Annotated in this window: 18 protein-coding genes; 4 read left to right on the top strand and 14 right to left on the bottom strand. The window is 66.4% G+C overall.

Annotated elements, in window-relative coordinates:
* Positions 1–6: 6 nt before the first annotated feature.
* Complete coding sequence (locus AC5P6E_RS05055; RefSeq protein WP_019337425.1) at positions 7–2,766, top strand: EAL domain-containing protein; 2,760 nt, start codon at positions 7–9, stop codon at positions 2,764–2,766.
* A 143-nt stretch (positions 2,767–2,909) separates the two neighbouring features.
* Here the strand turns inward: AC5P6E_RS05055 and AC5P6E_RS05060 are convergent, their stop codons facing one another.
* The 8 genes from AC5P6E_RS05060 to AC5P6E_RS05095 form a co-directional block, all read right to left on the bottom strand.
* Positions 2,910–3,416 carry a hypothetical protein gene (locus AC5P6E_RS05060; protein ID WP_019337426.1) on the bottom strand — a complete coding sequence of 169 codons (507 nt, stop codon included), beginning with the start codon at positions 3,414–3,416 and terminating at the stop codon, positions 2,910–2,912.
* 131 nt (positions 3,417–3,547) lie between these two features.
* Positions 3,548–4,012: a hypothetical protein gene (locus AC5P6E_RS05065; protein ID WP_019337427.1), complete on the bottom strand. Its 465-nt coding sequence runs from the start codon at positions 4,010–4,012 to the stop codon at positions 3,548–3,550.
* Between the two features lie 113 nt (positions 4,013–4,125).
* Complete coding sequence (locus AC5P6E_RS05070; RefSeq protein WP_032966708.1) at positions 4,126–4,341, bottom strand: hypothetical protein; 216 nt, start codon at positions 4,339–4,341, stop codon at positions 4,126–4,128.
* A gap of 98 nt (positions 4,342–4,439) precedes the next feature.
* Complete coding sequence (locus tag AC5P6E_RS05075; RefSeq protein ID WP_010485867.1) at positions 4,440–5,630, bottom strand: methyl-accepting chemotaxis protein; 1,191 nt, start codon at positions 5,628–5,630, stop codon at positions 4,440–4,442.
* Positions 5,631–5,793: 163 nt separating this feature from the next.
* Entirely contained in the window at positions 5,794–6,408 is a 615-nt protein-coding gene (hflD, locus tag AC5P6E_RS05080) for a high frequency lysogenization protein HflD (protein WP_010485865.1), read from the bottom strand.
* The gene (gene mnmA / locus AC5P6E_RS05085) at positions 6,405–7,547 is read right to left on the bottom strand and encodes a tRNA 2-thiouridine(34) synthase MnmA (protein ID WP_010485863.1); all 1,143 of its coding nucleotides are present in this window, start codon (positions 7,545–7,547) and stop codon (positions 6,405–6,407) included. Before mnmA ends, hflD begins: the two co-directional genes overlap by 4 nt.
* Positions 7,544–8,005, bottom strand: a complete 462-nt coding sequence (locus AC5P6E_RS05090; RefSeq protein ID WP_126561112.1) for an NUDIX hydrolase — start codon at positions 8,003–8,005, stop codon at positions 7,544–7,546. Before AC5P6E_RS05090 ends, mnmA begins: the two co-directional genes overlap by 4 nt.
* 1 nt (position 8,006) lies before the next feature.
* On the bottom strand, positions 8,007–8,480 hold the full coding sequence (locus tag AC5P6E_RS05095; protein WP_010485859.1) for a hypothetical protein: 474 nt from the start codon (positions 8,478–8,480) through the stop codon (positions 8,007–8,009).
* A 112-nt stretch (positions 8,481–8,592) separates the two neighbouring features.
* Here AC5P6E_RS05095 and clpS point away from each other — a divergent pair, with 112 nt between their 5' ends.
* Positions 8,593–8,919 carry an ATP-dependent Clp protease adapter ClpS gene (gene clpS, locus AC5P6E_RS05100; protein ID WP_019337429.1) on the top strand — a complete coding sequence of 109 codons (327 nt, stop codon included), beginning with the start codon at positions 8,593–8,595 and terminating at the stop codon, positions 8,917–8,919.
* 104 nt (positions 8,920–9,023) lie between these two features.
* Here the strand turns inward: clpS and AC5P6E_RS05105 are convergent, their stop codons facing one another.
* The gene (locus tag AC5P6E_RS05105; RefSeq protein WP_134958111.1) at positions 9,024–9,836 is read right to left on the bottom strand and encodes an APH(6) family putative aminoglycoside O-phosphotransferase; all 813 of its coding nucleotides are present in this window, start codon (positions 9,834–9,836) and stop codon (positions 9,024–9,026) included.
* Positions 9,837–9,974: 138 nt separating this feature from the next.
* Here AC5P6E_RS05105 and clpA point away from each other — a divergent pair, with 138 nt between their 5' ends.
* Positions 9,975–12,260 (top strand): ATP-dependent Clp protease ATP-binding subunit ClpA, encoded by a 2,286-nt coding sequence (clpA, locus tag AC5P6E_RS05110; RefSeq protein ID WP_049481282.1) that lies wholly within the window; start codon positions 9,975–9,977, stop codon positions 12,258–12,260.
* 68 nt (positions 12,261–12,328) lie between these two features.
* On the opposite strand, the gene AC5P6E_RS05115 is transcribed toward clpA, so the two are convergent.
* The 4 genes from AC5P6E_RS05115 to aat all read right to left on the bottom strand — a co-directional run bounded on the left by AC5P6E_RS05115 (position 12,329) and on the right by aat (position 14,325).
* Positions 12,329–12,706, bottom strand: coding sequence for a hypothetical protein (locus tag AC5P6E_RS05115; protein ID WP_019337442.1), 378 nt, complete (start codon positions 12,704–12,706; stop codon positions 12,329–12,331).
* A gap of 129 nt (positions 12,707–12,835) precedes the next feature.
* The gene (locus AC5P6E_RS05120) at positions 12,836–13,108 is read right to left on the bottom strand and encodes a hypothetical protein (protein ID WP_019337443.1); all 273 of its coding nucleotides are present in this window, start codon (positions 13,106–13,108) and stop codon (positions 12,836–12,838) included.
* 171 nt (positions 13,109–13,279) lie between these two features.
* Entirely contained in the window at positions 13,280–13,498 is a 219-nt protein-coding gene (gene infA / locus AC5P6E_RS05125) for a translation initiation factor IF-1 (RefSeq protein ID WP_005409596.1), read from the bottom strand.
* 86 nt (positions 13,499–13,584) lie between these two features.
* On the bottom strand, positions 13,585–14,325 hold the full coding sequence (gene aat, locus AC5P6E_RS05130; RefSeq protein ID WP_049409900.1) for a leucyl/phenylalanyl-tRNA--protein transferase: 741 nt from the start codon (positions 14,323–14,325) through the stop codon (positions 13,585–13,587).
* A 72-nt stretch (positions 14,326–14,397) separates the two neighbouring features.
* Here aat and AC5P6E_RS05135 point away from each other — a divergent pair, with 72 nt between their 5' ends.
* Positions 14,398–15,666, top strand: a complete 1,269-nt coding sequence (locus tag AC5P6E_RS05135) for a hypothetical protein (RefSeq protein ID WP_257471119.1) — start codon at positions 14,398–14,400, stop codon at positions 15,664–15,666.
* Positions 15,667–15,789: 123 nt separating this feature from the next.
* Here AC5P6E_RS05135 and AC5P6E_RS05140 read toward each other — a convergent pair whose 3' ends face one another.
* The gene (locus AC5P6E_RS05140; RefSeq protein WP_312717462.1) at positions 15,790–16,914 is read right to left on the bottom strand and encodes a GNAT family N-acetyltransferase; all 1,125 of its coding nucleotides are present in this window, start codon (positions 16,912–16,914) and stop codon (positions 15,790–15,792) included.
* Between the last annotated feature and the right edge of the window lie 92 nt (positions 16,915–17,006).

Below are 17,006 nucleotides of genomic sequence, written 5' to 3' on the forward strand. Positions count from 1 at the left end.
GATCGCGTGGACCAAGGGATCATCGCCAGCCTGCTGCAGCACCCGCTTGCGTCGGCGCTGGTCATCGTCGACCGCACGGGCCGCCCGCTGGCGGCCAATCCGGCTGCGCGCGAGCACGGCTTGCCGGCTACCGTGGCTGCGTATGCGCCGATGCTGGAAGATCTGCGCCTGATGGCCGCCGATGGCGGCATCGTGGCCTGCACGCTGCCGGGTGGCCCGCACGGGCACTACGACGGCCACCTGCGGGCCGTGCACGATGGCGCCGGCAATCTGCTGGCCTTCACGCTGAGCATTCCCGAACCGGTGCCGCTTGGCGGCGGTGGGCGCTGGGAGCTGGCGCTGGACAGTGCCGGGCACAGCCTCTGGGACTGGGACATTCCCAGCGACCGTGTGGTGCGCACCCCGGCGCTGGGTGACGAAACCGCCACCGAGATCCTGGCCCGCGTGCACAGCGAGGATATCGCCCAGGTGCGGGTCGCACTGGACGAGCATCTGCGTGGCTTGAGCGAGCAGTACAGCGCACAGTTCCGTTTCCGCCAGGCCGATGGCCAGTGGCGCTGGGTACTGGACCGCGGGCGCGTGGTCGCGCGCACCGCCGATGGCCAGCCGCTGCGCATGGTCGGCACGCATACCGATATCGAACAACAGAAGCAGCTGGAAGGGCTGCTTCAGGAACAGCAGCTGCACCTGAGCGAGGCCCAGCGCATCGCCAGCATGGGCAGCTGGTCGTTCGACCCCAACAGTGGTCATTTCTGGTGGTCGCCGGAACTGCGCTCGATGCTGGCGCTGGAGCAGGGCAGCGCGCCCGGTCAGCGCCGCTGGCTGAAGCAGCTGCATCCGCGCTCGCGGGGTGCGTTGCGTGCAGCCTGGCGGCGTCTGTGGCGTGATGGCCGGGCCGCCAACATCGAACTGGAACTGACCCGCGGCCACGAACCGTCGCAGCATCTGCGGCTGTGGATGCAGCCGCTGCTGGACATGGATGGCCAGCCCAAGCGCCTGCTCGGCCAGGTGCAGAACATCACCGAGCAGCACCAGACCGATGCACTGATCCGCTGGCGCACCGAACTGCTCAACCGTGTTTCCGCGCTGGGTCGCATCGGTGGCTGCGAGATCGAGGTGCAGACCCGGCACATGCAGTGGACCGAGGAGTGCTACCGCATCCACGGCCTGCGCAAGGAGCCGATCACCCTCGACCAGGCGCTGGCGCTGTACACCGAAGATTCGCGCAATGCCTTCGACGCCGCATTGGTCCGCATTGCCGGCGGCGGACTGCCCGAACAGCTGGACCTGTGCTTCTACCGTCAGTCCGGCCTGCGCGTGTGGGTGCAGGTGCTGATCGAGCTGGACCGCCGTGATGGCCTGCCGCCGCGCTTCGTGGTGCTGTTCCGTGACATCACCCGCGAGCGCGAGGCCAACGAGCGCATCGAGCTGCTGGCCCACTACGATCTGCTCACCGGCCTGCCCAATCGCGTGCTGCTCGGCGAACAGACGGCAGAAGCCATCGAGGAAGCGCGCGACCGTGGCACCTCGCTGGCGATGCTGTTCATCGATCTGGACGGTTTCAAGACCATCAACGACAGCTTCGGTCATGCCACCGGTGATGCGCTGCTGAAGGCCGCTGCGACGCGCCTGCACCAGAACCTGCGCAACAACGACCTGTTTGGCCGCTTCAGTGGTGACGAGTTCATCGTGGTGCTGCGCGATCTGGCCGAGCCGGAAGACGCCGGCCACGTGGCGCGCAAGCTGATCGCCTCGCTGGCCGAGCCGCTGCGCCGTGGCGAGACCACCTTGAAGGTCGGCGCCAGCGTCGGCATCGCGATGCTGGGCGACGCGCAGACCGACTTCGATTCCCTGCTGCGCGCCGCCGATGCGGCGATGTACGCGGCCAAGGAAGCCGGCCGCAATACCTACCAGTACTACAGCCAGGACGCGCTGGCCCGCATCCAGCGCAAGCTGGAGCTTGAGCACGCCCTGCATGGGGCGATCGAACGTGAAGAGTTCAGCCTAGCCTACCAGCCGCTGCTGCATGCCCACCATGGCGAGCCACCTGCAATCGAGGCGCTGCTGCGCTGGCACCGGCCCGGGATCGGCTACTGCAGCCCGGCCGAGTTCATTCCGATTGCCGAGAAGTGCGGTGAGATCGTACGGATCGGCGACTGGGTGCTGAATGAAGCCTGCCGCCAGGCCACCGCCTGGGACCGCGCCGGCCTGCGCTTCGACCGCATTGCGGTGAATGTCTCTGCGGTGCAGCTGCGTGACCGTGGTTTCGCCGAGCGCGTGATCGAGATCTGCCACACCCATGGTTGGCCGCCGCAGCGACTGGAACTGGAACTGACCGAGTCGGCACTGATCCGTGACACCGACATCCTGCGCCATTGCTTCGATGTGCTGGAACGGCACGGCGTGCCGCTGGCGGTGGATGACTTCGGTACCGGCTTCTCCAACCTCAATTATCTCAACCGCTTCCCGGTGGGCCGCCTGAAGATCGACCGCAGCTTCGTGCAGGGCATGCTGCATGATTCGGGCACGGCCGAAGTGACCCAGGCCATCGTGCACCTGGGCCACGCGCTGGGCATGAAGGTGGTGGCCGAGGGCGTGGAAACACACCAGGAAGAAGACATGCTGCGCCGCCAGGGCTGCGACGAGATCCAGGGCTACCTGTACTCGCGCCCGCTCAGCCCGCGCGACCTGGCGCAGTGGCTGCGCCAGCCACAGCAGGTTTCGCTGCGTACCGATGCCAGCGGGGAAGTGGTGCTGGCGCGCTGATCAGCTGCACTGGTTGGAACTGACCTTGGCTGCTGTGTCTATCCACGCATGGCGTGGATCTACCGCAACCCGTTTTGGTGGCTGCTGACCTTGGTCGGCACGAATGCCTCCTGCACGCGCGACCATCCACGCATGGGGTGGATCTACCTTGGGAACTCCGCCTTCAACTGCATGCGCAGCGCTTCGACGATGGCCGCATAGCGCCGCTTCTGGACCAGATAGCTGGCCAGGAACAGCGGCAGCACCAGCAGCATGGGCGCCACCATCGGGCGCATCGCCACCAGCGGCAACAGCAACAGCGACAGGATGGCCACGAACCAGCTGCACAGTCCGATCACCCGCACCTCGTGCCGTCGCGTGTTGAGTACGATGCGACCGCGCATCACGGGGAAGTAGCGCAGGCCGAAGCTCGGCGCGAAGCTCTCGCGGAACGCCATGCTGCCGTCAGGCAGCGCATGGAAGGCCAGTCGCAGCCACTTGTCCCGCGGCAGGTCACGTTCCAGGCTGCCCAGCGAGAGCCGGGCCTGCATGGCCGGTGACGCCGCGATGCGTTCGTTGAACACGGTGATGCCCCAGCTGAAATAACCGGCCACCCAGGCCATCAGAAGGACGGTCTCGATCAGCAGGAGTGCGATCAGGGCGATGGCCATCGGTCTTCCATGATCGGGATCGGTGGATCATGCCACTGCCCGGACAGTAGATCCACGCCATGCGTGGATGGCAGGCGGTCCGAGCCACCATGCGGGTGGGGCCGCCCAGCGACTCAAGCAGCCTCTTGGCGTCAGTCCTCTTCCACCAGATCGCTAAGATCCAGAATCCGTGGAGCAACACTGTGCGCAACGACGCTTTGGATCATTCCGGGCTTGGGCCGAAGTGAATAGGCTCGCATCGTGTGGATGGGATTGAACTCCAGCCACGGGCAGGATGAATGCCCCACGATAACCGGCATGTTGAAACTGATGTCCTTGGGATCATCCAGTGGGAGAGTCCATTTGCCGCCGTGATGCTGACACACGGTTTCCCCAAGATATCGTGCAAACACAACTCTCAAGGCAGCCTGCTCGTCCTTCGATAACGTTGCGGCCATCAACGTGTACAGGGTTTCGAGGCGATCAAGGCTCTCCAGGCTACCGTCTAGGTCGACGCCGCGCTGCTGCGCCTGCTCGATCAGCCATTCAATCTGATCGTCCATGATGATCAGAAACTGTTCGAAGGCTTCTTGCGCTTCTTCCGGATTGAATGCCATGACGCTGTCAAGGAGGGAGAGCGATGAGTGTGCCCGGAGCCGGTGATTCAGACCATGCAACAAATCTGAAATGGTGGGTGGCCGCTACCATTTCATCCACGCATGGCGTGGATCTACTTCAGCGCTTCCCCATCCAGCCCCAGGTCCCACGCCAGCCCCAGCAGCGCCTCGTCCGCGCGGGACGGCGCCGGCCGCGCATCGGCCAGCTGCTGCAGCTCGCGGATCTCCTCGCGTGCCACATCCTCCAGCTGTTGCAGCTGCTCACGCACGCTCGCGTTGCGCGGGCGCTCGGTATCGGTGAGGGAGGGCAGGGCACGGATCAGGGTCATGGTGCGCGTACAGGATGCATCCAACGGCGGGTCACAGGCAAAGGCCCCGGAGGAACCGGGGCCTTGCGGGCTGCCGGCGAGGGCAGCGGACATCAGGGTCAGAACAGCTCGACGGTGCCGGCGCCCATGCTCTGCTGGGCAACCGGCTTGTGCGGCGGGCGTTCCCATTCGCTGCGCAGTTCGCGCAGGCGGCTGCCGGTGCGCTGCAGGGCGGTGGCGATCTCTTCGTCGAACACGCCGCCGTTGCGGTGCAGCAGTTCCTGCAGGGCGACTGCTTCGCGGTTGATCGCGGTCAGGCGGTCCAGGTGGGTGTGCACGCCGCCCAGCGCCTGGGTGGCGATGTCTTCGAACTGCAGGGCGCGCACGGCTTCGGCCACGCTGCCATCAATCGAACGGGCACACTCGGAGACTTCGCGCATGCCATCGCCCAGCGAGGCATTGATCTGGGCCACGTTGTCGAGCATCGCGGCCGCTTCCTGGCGCGCTTCACGGGAGCGATCCATGTCACGCGACGCCATGTGCGAGACCGTCTCGCGCACCTTGGCAATGGCGTCCTTGGAGCTGTGCGCCAGCTTGCGGATCTGCTCGTTGAAGGTGGTCGAGCGCTCGGACAGGTTGCGGACCTCGTCGGCCACCACGGCGAAGCCGCGACCGGCTTCACCGGCACGCGCTGCTTCAATTGCAGCGTTCAGGGCTAGCAGGTTGGTCTGGTCGGCGATCGATTTGACGTCTTCCAGCAGCGCGAAGATGCCATCCAGGTGCTGCGCCATCTGGTCGATGTGCTGCACGGTGGTGCTGCTCTGGCCGCTGACCTGTTCCAGCGCTTCGACCAGCTGTTCCATGCGGTGGCTGGCGTGCTGGGCGAAACGGGCAACGTCGAGGCCGGCATTGCCTTCATCACCGGCGCGATCGACGATACGCGACAGGGCCTGGCTCTGCTGGCGCGACTTGCGGTTCATGGCATCGAAGCTGCCCCCCAGGCTGGAGACGGCCTGGCGGATCAGGTCACGGGCACGTTCCACTTCGCCGCGCGAACCGTCGATCTCGTTGCCGACGAAGTTGCGCAGTTCGGTCAGCAGCTGGTCCTGCTCACGCAGGACACGGGCATGTTCCGGGGAACGGTGCGCCTGGGCGCGGGTGGTCCACCACGCAAAGCCGAGCCAGCTCAGCGTCATCGTGGTCAGGATCGCCCAGCGCAGGGCGGCCGGCCATTCGAAACCGATGGCGAAGGGGAGCAGCAGGGTCAGAGCCAGGGGGGCGGCCAGACGGATGAAAATGCGTGAGTACATGGACGTTCTCGGGAGGTGCACGGAGGATGTATCGGCCGTACCCCCTTTCTCTTTAACGTCGATGTGCCCGGAAGTGCATTCTGAATGCGCCGGTTTTCCGGCGCCTTGGCGGCTTCAGGGTCAGAGCCCTTTCCGTGCCGGAAAGGGATCCGACCCCATGACCTCAGGCCAGCTGCCGGTCCACGGCCTCGATCATCGCCTTGCGGCTGAACAGGAAGTCCCAGTAGCTGCCGCCCAGCTGGCGCCACAGCACCGCCGAGCGCACCGCGGCCAGCAGCAGGGCGCGGATCTCGGCCACAACGCCAGCCTGGCCCAGATAGTGCGGGTTGCCCTGCACCATCACCCGCGGCTTGAGGTGGCTGATGGTGTCCGCGTAAAGGCCGCCCAGGTTGGCCAGCACGTCCGGATGGCCGCTGTCGCCCAGCTCGGTGGCCTGGCGCTGGGCGCGCTCGATGCCCGAGGCGACCTTGTTCACGGTGGCGCCGTCCTGCACGAAGCGACGCTCCAGCTGCAGCACCGACAGGGCCAGCTTGGGCAGGATCGGATCCTGGCCCTGGCTGCGGAAGTAGTTGTGCAGCAGGCGCAGGCCGGCCTTCAGTGCATGGCGGTCACCGAACACCTCCTGCGGCGAGGACGCATCGACACGGAACACGCTGTCCACGGCGGTGCGCACGGCGGCGGCGTCGGAATGGCCGGTATCGGCGATGCGGCGTACCTGCTGCAGGGCCTGGGCAATGCCGGCCAGGGCCAGGACGCGGTCGTCGACAGTGAAACTCATGCAGCGATTACCTCAAAAGGGGAGGGGGTGGTGCGCAGGCGCTGTTCCAGCGGCGCATCGGTGGCGGCGATCACCGCGCCACCCAGGCACACGTCACCGTCATACAGCACCAGTGATTGACCGGGGGTAACGGCGCGCTGCGGGCGCGCGAAGGTGACCAGCACGCTGCCATCGTCCAGCACCTCGACCGTACACGGCTCGTCGGGCTGGCGGTAGCGGGTCTGGGCGGTGCATTCAAAGCGCCGTGCCGGCGGCGCGCCGGCGATCCAGTGCGCGGTTTCCGAGCGCAGGCGATCGGACAGCATCCACTTGCTGTCGCGGTCCTGATCCACGTACAGCACGTTGCTGGCCACATCCTTGCCGACCACGTACCACGGCGCGGCCGGACGTCCACGCACGCCGCCGATGTTCAGGCCTTCGCGCTGGCCCAGGGTGAAATAGAACACGCCCGGATGTTCGGCGATGACGCTGCCGTCGGCCGGGTCGAGGATCTGGCCGGGCTTGGCCGGCAGGTAACGGCCGAGGAATTCACGGAAGTCGCGCTCACCAATGAAGCAGATGCCGGTGGAGTCCTTCTTGGCGTGGGTCGGCAGGCTGACGTCACGTGCGATCCGCCGCAGGTCGGTCTTTTCCAGGTCGCCGATCGGGAACAGGGTGGCCGCCAGCTGTTCCTGGCCCAGCTGGTGCAGGAAGTAGCTCTGGTCCTTGGAGCGGTCGGCGCCGCGCAGCAGCAGCCACTGGTGGCCGCGCTGGGTCACCCGCGCGTAGTGGCCGGTGGCGATGCGTTCGGCGCCCAGCTCGCGGGCGGCGTCCAGGAAGTGCTTGAACTTCACTTCGCGGTTGCACAGCACGTCCGGGTTCGGCGTACGGCCGGCCGCGTACTCGGCCAGGAAGTGCTCGAACACGCCCTGCCAGTATTCGCTGGAGAAATCGCGGAAGTGGAACGGAATGCCGAGCAGGCCGCAGACGGCCACCGCATCGCGGCGGTCGTCCTCGGCACGGCAGTCGCCGCTGCCGTCGTCGGCCCAGTTCTGCATGAACAGACCGGCTACGGCCTCGCCCTGCTGTACCAGGCGCCAGGCGGCGACCGAGGAGTCGACGCCACCGGAGACGCCCACCATCACGCGCGGAGTGCTCATGCGACCTCCCGGACCAGGGAAAGTGGATGGCGCTGGCCACCCAGGTAATCAGCCACCACCTGCCAGACCAGCGGGCTGCGCTGGCGCTCGCCGGCGGCTTGCAGTTCGGCCGGGGTCAGCCAGAGTGCGCGGTCGATGCCGGTGTCCAGTGGCTGCGCCGGGTCGTGCGAGACCGGGCGCGCCGCGTAGCAGAAGCGCAGGAAGGGGGTGCCGTCGCCGGCCGTCCACTGGTAGCAGCCGATGAAATGGGTCAGCTGCACGGTCCAGCCGGTTTCCTCGCGGGTCTCGCGCAGGGCTGCCTCGGCCAGGCTTTCGCCCGGCTCGAGGTGGCCGGCCGGCTGGTTCAGCACCTGGCGGCCGTCGATGGTCTCTTCAACCAGCAACACGCGGCCGCCGTCGACCACCACGGTGGCGACGGTGGCGTGCGGTGCCCAGCGCGGGTCCGGCGTAGCGTTCAACTCAGAACTCGTCCTTCTTGGTCAGTTCCAGCTCCATGGCGTCGGCGGTGCGGATGGCCGCATCGATGGCGTCGCTGAGCTGGTCGGCCGTGGCATCGGCGTCGATCTTGACCACGAACATGGCGGTGGTGTCCTGCTTCACCCAGCCGCCCATCTTGGCGTCCTGCGAATCTTCCAGCAGGCGGTTGGCCACGGCCACCGGGAACTGCTTGGTCTTGGCGTTGTAGGCCGGCGACCAGATCTCGCGGATGTTGTGGGTGCCGAAATCTTCCACCGACGAGCGCACGTAGACCATCTGGGTGCGGTCACCCTCGACGTCGAACACCATGCGGTAGTCGCCGTCCTCGTCGACCTCGTAGGTGTAGCCCAGCTTGTCCAGGTGGCGGGCCACGGCCTTGTCGGCCTGGGTCTCGGCGGCGGCGGAGCCGGCGGCGGCCAGGGCGATCAGCAGGGCGGAGAGAAGGGTCCTTTTCATGAAGATCCTGTGAAACAGTGTTGAGAGAGGATGCAATTGTGACGGCGGCGGTGCGTGCCGTCCAATCTGCGGCGGGCCGACGCAGGCCCGCTCGAGCCTCTATAATGAGCAGATGCCCCGCGAGTCTTCCCCCGATTCCCATCACGAGCACGGCGTTGCCGTGGAACCCGCGCGCCCGGAAGTGGCGCCGCCGCCGTTCTACCAGGTGATGCTGCTCAATGACGACTACACCCCGATGGATTTCGTGGTGGACGTACTGCAGCAGTTCTTCAACATGGACCTGGACAAGGCCACACAGGTGATGCTGCACGTCCATACCCGCGGCCGCGGCGTGTGCGGGGTGTTCACCCGCGAAGTGGCCGAGACCAAGGTTGCCCAGGTCAACGAGTATTCGCGGATGAACCAGCACCCGCTGCTGTGCACGATGGAAAAGGCCTGACCGCCCCCGACCTGTAGAGCCGAGCCCACGCTCGGCTGCTGTTCACCCAGGCATCCAGATCTCTGCCAGCAGCAGCCGAGCGCAGGCTCGGCTCTACAGGTGGATCACCCCTCCGCCAACGCCTCCAGCGCCATACGCGCCACGGCCTCGTCGACCTCGGCGGGGTCGCCGTCATCCCGGAACCAGACTGCCGACAGCCCCGCGCTGGCTGCGATCCAGCGCAGCAGGCGCGTGCGCTCCAGGCCCGCCAGTGCACTGACCTGTTCCAGCCGGGCGGCAAACCGCTCAGGCTGCGTCGCAACGTGGATGCCCGGACCGCACAGGTCCGGGTTGCTGAACAGTGTCGTGTAATCAAAGGCGCGATCACCCAGCAGCCGCTTCGGGTCGATCGCCAGCCAGCCACGTGCGCCGAAATCGAGCACGTTGTCGTGGTGCAGGTCGCCGTGCAGCGGCCGGATCTCGCGCTCTTCCTGCAGCAACCCCTCCGCCAGTGATCTGCACTGTTCCAGCAGTGGCGGCAGCGCAGCCCTTGGCTGCAGCAGGTCGGCGAACCATCTACGGAGGCAGACCAGTTCCGCTGGCGGCGCGTTCCGTGGCCGGTGCAGCCGCTGCAGGACCTGGCACAGGATCGTGGTGCAGGCGTCATCGTCGCCCTCGATCGAGCGTTGCCGCAGCGAGTCGCCGCCGGCACGCTCGATCAGGATCGCCGGTCCCTCGTGGGCCAGCAGGCGGGCGGCGCCATCGCCCTCCCACCAGCGCAGCAGGCGATGGCTGTTCTGCTCTTCGGTTTCGCTGCTGATCTTCAGCATGGCCGGCTCGCCGGCGATGGTCAGCACTGGCCAGAGCTGGGCATGGGGCGTTTCGATGGCTGCGCCATCACGCCGCAATCGCCAGCGGCTCAGGTAGGGTTCGCTCATGCTGGGCGGGCTGTCCTGGAGTGAATGAAGATCAAGCGATGTGTACTGCTAACGCCATCTGAACGCAGCAATCCGCTAGGGTGATGGAAATCGCGTAGTCAGGCCGCATATTGTCCCCATCTGCCGCCGGAGTAATCCATGTTCAGCAAAGACCTCGAACACACCATCGGCCAGTGCTACAAGCGCGCCCGTGAGGCCCGGCATGAGTTCATGACGGTCGAACACCTGCTGTTGGCACTGCTCGACAACCCGTCCGCCCAGGCCGTACTGAAGGCGTGTGGCGCCGACGCCGAACGCCTGCGCCAGGAGCTGGAGCAGGCCATCGAGGCCTCCGTGTCCCGCCTGGCCGAAGATGACGGCCGCGATACCCAGCCGACCCTGGGCTTCCAGCGCGTGCTGCAGCGGGCCGTGTACCACGTGCAGTCCTCGGGCAAGAAGGAGGTCACCGGCGCCAATGTGCTGGTCGCCATCTTCGGCGAAAAGGACTCCCACGCCGTCTATTACCTCAACCAGCAGGACGTCACCCGGCTGGACGTGGTCAATTACCTGTCCCATGGCATCGCCAAGCTGGGCGAAGAAGGCGAGCAGCCGTCCTCTTCGTCCGAGGGCGAAGGCCGCATTGAAGGCGGGGAGGGCGAGCCGAAGGGCGATGCCCTGACCGAGTTCGCCAGCAACCTCAACGAACAGGCCCGGGCCGGTCGCATCGACCCGCTGGTCGGTCGTGCCGACGAAATCGAGCGCACCATCCAGGTCCTGTGCCGCCGCCGCAAGAACAACCCGCTGTACGTGGGCGAGGCCGGCGTGGGCAAGACCGCGATCGCCGAGGGCCTGGCCCGCCGCATCGTCGAGGGTTCGGTGCCTGAGGTGCTGGCCGACGCGGTGATCTATTCGCTCGACCTGGGCGCACTGGTGGCTGGTACCAAGTACCGTGGCGACTTCGAGAAGCGCCTGAAGAGCGTGCTGACGGCACTGAAGAAGGTGCCCAACGCGGTGCTGTTCATCGACGAGATCCACACCATCATCGGTGCCGGTTCGGCGTCGGGCGGCACCATGGATGCGTCCAACCTGATCAAGCCGGCGCTGGCGTCGGGCGAGCTGCGCTGCATCGGCTCGACCACGTTCCAGGAATACCGCGGCATCTTCGAGAAGGACCGCGCGCTGGCGCGCCGCTTCCAGAAGATCGACATCGTCGAGCCGACGGTGGGCGAGACCTACGAGATCCTGCAGGGCCTGAAGTCCAAGTACGAGCTGCATCACGGTGTGACCTACTCCGACGAGGCCCTGCAGGCCGCAGTGGACCTGTCGGTGAAGCACATCGGCGACCGCCTGCTGCCGGACAAGGCCATCGACGTGATCGACGAGGCCGGTGCCCGCCAGCGCCTGCTGCCCGAGGAGCAGCGCAAGGAGCTGATCGACGTTGAAGAGGTCGAGGCAATCGTGGCCAAGATGGCGCGGATCCCGGCCAAGCAGGTCAGTGCCACCGACAAGGATGTGCTGCAGCACCTGGAGCGCAACCTGAAGATGGTGATCTTCGGCCAGGACCCGGCCATCGAGACGCTGTCCTCGGCGATCAAGCTGGCCCGCTCGGGCCTGGGCAATCCGGAAAAGCCGATCGGCAACTTCCTGTTCGCCGGTCCGACCGGTGTCGGCAAGACCGAGGTGACCAAGCAGCTCGCGCTGCAGCTGGGCATCGAGCTGGTCCGCTTCGACATGTCCGAGTACATGGAGCCGCATTCGATCAGCCGCCTGATCGGTGCCCCTCCGGGCTACGTCGGCTTCGACCAGGGCGGCCTGTTGACCGAGAAGATCGTCAAGACGCCGCACTGCGTGCTGCTGCTGGACGAAATCGAGAAGGCGCACCCGGACATCTTCAACATCCTGTTGCAGGTGATGGACCGCGGCGTGCTGACCGATACCAATGGTCGTGAGGCGAACTTCAAGAACGTGGTGCTGGTGATGACCACCAATGCCGGCGCGGCGCAGGCCTCGCGGCGTTCGATCGGCTTCACCAAGCAGGACCATGCCACCGACGCGATGGAGACCATCCGCCGCAGCTTCACCCCGGAATTCCGCAACCGCCTCGACGCGGTGGTGCAGTTCCAGGCGCTGGGCTTCGAGCACATCCTGCGCGTGGTCGACAAGTTCCTGATCGAGCTGGAGATGCTGCTGCAGGACAAGCACGTCAGCCTGTCGGCCACCCCGACCGCGCGCGACTGGCTGGCTCACCACGGCTTCGACCCGCTGATGGGTGCGCGCCCGATGGCCCGCGTGATCCAGGACAAGATCAAGCGCCCGCTGGCCGACGAGCTGCTGTTCGGCAAGCTGGTCAACGGTGGCAAGGTCAGCATCGATGTCCGCGACGACGAGCTGGTGGTCGAGACCCAGGCCGAGCCGGAGCGGCTGCTGCCGGTTACGGTGGAGTGAGCTGAAGGCTTGGCGTGAAAGACTGGAAACAACAAGGGCGGCTTCGGCCGCCCTTGTCCTGTCCGGGGTCAGCGGCTGCGGCGGCGTGCTTCGCGCTTGAACCGCTCGGCATCGATCGGCTCGATGCGCGCAACCTCGCAGCTGCCGCGACCGGTGTCCAGAGCGCTTCGGCCCTCGCTGCACAGCTCGCCAGCCTCCTTGCCGTCGGTCTTGAAGCCGAGGCGGGTGGCCAGCACGGCAGAAGGGCAGCTGTTGCGGAAATGCACGACATAGTGGTCTTCGCCGGAGCGAAGCAGGATGTTCTTGTCGGCGCCGGCACGAACGATCTGCTGTTCGCCGGTCAGTGGTACGCACTGCGCCGGCGGGGTGTCGGCGGCATGGGCGGGCGACGCCAGCAGGGTGGCGGCAGACAAGGCCAAGGGGATGAGCAGGGAAGAGAGGTTCATGGCGGGGCAGGGGGCGGCGATCCGGACTGGATCGGATCCCAGGATGCCGCCGCCGCTGCAAATGCGAATCTGCCGCAAGCAGGGCTGACCGACGTCACGGTGAGATCGGTCACGATGACCTTTGGCGCATCAGGCTGCGATCGAACGGAATCCCTGCTGGCGCCCCTGGTTGCCGCCATCCTCGATGACGAATGCGACCGCTTCATGCGGAATGTGCAGTCGCTGCTTGAGTGTGCTGCCCATGTGTGGGACCTCGCGCTGCACGGCCAGATACAGTGGGTGGGATGCGTCCATGCTGGTGCAGACCAGGCAGGGCTGGCCGAACCAAGTGCCGTCCGGGCCCTTGCTGGCGTAGCAGCGGCTGGTGACGGACTGCGGGTCCAGGACGATCAGGTAGGTCATGCGCGCAGCGCCTTCTGTGAAGAACGCGTTGAGTCTAGAGTCCCGGCGCGATGCCGGATTTCAGACAAGGACGAAAATCGAACGATCTCGGTGCCGCGCATTTTCTTCCGCGCACGACAAAGGGCCAGCAGCGAGGCCGGCCCTGTCGGAGTGGCGCATTGCGCCGACCGCTTACTTCATGCGGTAGGTGATACGGCCCTTGGTCAGGTCGTACGGGGTCATTTCAACCTTGACCCGGTCACCGGTGAGGATGCGGATGTAGTTCTTGCGCATGCGGCCGGAGATGTGGGCGATGATTTCGTGCCCATTTTCCAGACGAACGCGGAAAGTGGTGTTCGGCAGCGTCTCGCTGACGGTGCCCTCGAACTCGATGGAATCGTCTTTCGACATGTAGTCCTGTGCGGTTCAGAAAACGGCCACGCTGGGCCTAAGGCGCGGTATTTTACGCGTGATGGGCCCGGCTTGCAAAGTTTGTGTTAACCCCCGGCCAAACGCCGTGCTGGCAAGCGTCCGACCGCCTGGGTCCAGGGGCCTTCACGGCCGTCACGGTGTACGGCCTGACGGACGTGCTCCAGAAAGTCCGCGCGCGGCAGGTGTTCGGCGCCCATCCGCAGCAGGTGCGGATTCTCCACCTGGGCATCGATCAGTTCCCAGCCCCAGTCACGCAGGGTGGATGCGAGGGCGGCCAGGGCGATCTTGGAGCCGCCGCTGGCGCCACTGAACATGCTTTCGCCGAAAAACATCGATCCGATCGCCACCCCATAGATGCCGCCGACCAGCGTCTGCCGGTCCCAGACCTCGAAGGAGTGGGCAAACCCCAGGTCGTGCAGCTGGCTGTAAGCCTCGACCATCGCCGGGCTGATCCACGTACCGTCCTGGCCCGGTCGCGGTGCCGCGGCGCAGGCACGCATCACACGACTGAAAGCGGTGTCGGCGGTGATCTCCCACGTGCTGCCGCGCAATTGGCGGCGGAAGCGGCTGGACAGGTGCACGCCCTCGGTACGGAATACCATGCGCGGGTCCGGCGACCACCACAGGATTGGCTCGCCCTCGCTGAACCAAGGAAAGATACCGCCGGCGTAGGCATTGAGCAGGCGCACCGGATGCAGGTCGCCGCCCACCGCGAGCAGGCCGTCGGGCTGGCGCAGTGCGGTTTCAGCCGGAGGGAAGGGAGCGTCCGGCGCATCGGCCAGGCGCCAGGGCAGCTGGCGGGTCATGCCGCCATTGTATTCGTCGTGGCGATCGCTGATGTCTGGCACCATCAGCGTCCAACGGCAAGGAGCCCACGCATGAGTGACGCGATCACCGCCATCCTCGATGTGCACGATATCCCGCGCACGCGCAACGACAGCCAGGGCATGCTGCTGGCGCTGGCCACTGAACAGCCCGGCCAGCTCGGTGCGCTGATGCTGCTGGCCCTTGCCCGGCGTTCACCCAGCTCGGCCTTTCTCGACATGGCGCTGGATCTGCTGCCCGATGAAGCGATTGTGCCGGTCTGTGCCGAGGCCTGGCGCCGCTATCGGGATGGCGAGCGCGGCGAACTGCTGGCCAGCGTGATCGAATTCACCAGCTACCAGGCGCCGCAGGTGCTGCAGGACGACTGGGAGGCCTTGCTGGCGCTGGCCACCGAAGACGAGCTGCAGCTGGCTTCGCAGGTATGGCAGGGCCTGCCCTCCGTCATTGCCGTGCAGTGGGCGCAGATTCTGGTTGAGGCCGACGACGATCGCGAGATGGCGCGGGCCAGGGCGCTGCTGCTGGCGGCGCAGCCCGAGAGCTATGCCGTTGCCCGCGGCTACCTCGCTGACTGGGGCGCGCTGGATGCTGAGGTCTGGGCGCACTGGGCCGGCGTCGCGGACGGACCGCAGCCGCGGCGCCTGCATGGGGAGCGGCCGCTGCACATCCGCTTCGGCCGCGAGCAGCATCGCGCGCAGCAGGCGGACGAACCGAGCTGGCGCAAGCGCATCTGGCGCCTGCACCCGACCTGGAATGGCGGGCAGGTACAGTACGCCGGGCAGATGGGAGGGCCGCTGGAATCGTTGTGTGGCAGCTGCCATGCACCGCTGCAGCGCCTGCTGCGAACCGACGCTGCCGCGCTGCAGCCGGGCGCGGCGGGTGAGATCACGCTGGGCCTGTGCCTGGACTGCTGCGGCTGGGAAGATCCGCCCGTGCGTTTCTATCGCCACGATGCCAGCGGCCTGCCCAGCTGCCACCCCAGCCAGCGTCTGGAGGTGCCGGCGACGCCGACCGACAGCGGTGACCTGATGCAGGCCGAGGTCGGCCTGGCCGCCATGGATACCTCGCGCTGGCGGCAGCAGGACTGGGGACAGTCCAATCATCGGCAGAACCTGTCGCGCGTGGGCGGCGCACCGAGCTGGGTGCAGAGTGCCTGGTATCCGGCGTGCATCGATTGCGGTGAGGAGATGCCCTTCGTGATGCAGCTGGATTCGACGCTGCCGACCACCGGTGGGGGCGCGCTGCTATGGGGCAGTGGCGGCATGCTCTACACGTTCTGGTGTGCGAAGTGCAGGGTGAGCGGGCATTTCTGGCAGTGCACCTGAGCACAGCGCCATCGCTATTGCTCTGATAGATGCAAACGTCGGTTGGCACGCCTCATTGCCCCGGTAGGTGCCAACCTTGGTTGGCACGCTTTTCCGCACCGCGCAAGTCGAGCAAGCTCGACGCTACGGCTCTGCGCGGAACGGCCCATGCCCCTGCAGCTCCTGCTGGTACCGCCGCACACTCTGCCGCTCCTGTCGGCACCAGTCCTGCAGTGCCTCTGCGAAATCCGGATCGGCCACCCAGTGTCGGCTGCGCACCAGGGTCGGCAGGAAGCCACGTGCCAGCTTGTGCTCGCCCTGTGCGCCGGGCTCGAAACGGCTCAGACCTTCGCGCAGGCAGTACTCGATGCCCTGGTAGTAACAGGCTTCGAAATGCAGGCCGGGCAGGGTGGCGCCGCCCCAGTAGCGGCCGTACAGCGTATCGCCACCGCGCAGGCACAGCGCCCCGGCAATCGGCTCGCCGTCCTGTTCGGCCAGGAACAGCACCAGCCCGCGGCCCAGTGAAATGGCCAGATGGCGCAGGAAGGCCTCGGTCAGCGCCGGGGCGTTGCCGTATTCGAGGAAGGTCTGCAGATAGAAGCGGTACATCGCCTGCAGGTCTGCGCGGCTGGCTTCATCGCCGTGCACCACGCGGAAGGTGATGCCCTGGCGGGTGACCTTGGCCCGTTCCTGGCGGATGTTCTTGCGGTGCTTGTGGTTCATCGCAGCGAGGAACTGGTCGAATGTCGCCCAGTCACCCGGATTCTGCCATTGGAACTGCACGTCCTCGCGCAGCAGCCAGTCGTCATCGAACAGAGCCTCATCGCTGGCGGTGTGGAAGTTGATATGGGCCGAGGATACGTGCAGCGCGGGCAGCGCCTCGCGCAATGCCGACAGTAGCGCGATGCGCCCTGAATCGTGACGGACCAGCAACCGCGGGCCGGTGACCGGCGAGTACGGCACCGCGCCCAGCCACTTCGGATAGTAGTCGCGGCCGTGGCGGGCATACGCGTTGGCCCAGGCATGGTCGAACACGAACTCGCCATGCGAATTGGTCTTCAGGTAACCCGGAATGGCGCCGACCAGCGTGCCGCCCTCCCACAGGGTGAAGTGCCGGGGTTGCCAGCCCCAGTCCTCACGCAGGCAGCCGTGCTGTTCAAGCCCGGAAAGGAAGGCGTGGCTGACGAAGGGGTTGCGGCCGTCGTGCAGGGCATCCCAGTCGGTCGCGGCAATGGACTGCAGGGAGTCGAGGAAGCGGGGGGAAGACATGGGGGAAGGATAGGGCAGATGAAACAGAAAGGCCGACGCACTGGCGTCGGCCTATCATCCGGAGTCGGGCCTGGCTCGACCCTGCAGGAGCG

It is taken from the genome of Stenotrophomonas sp. YJH_SMC_16, assembly GCF_059367875.1.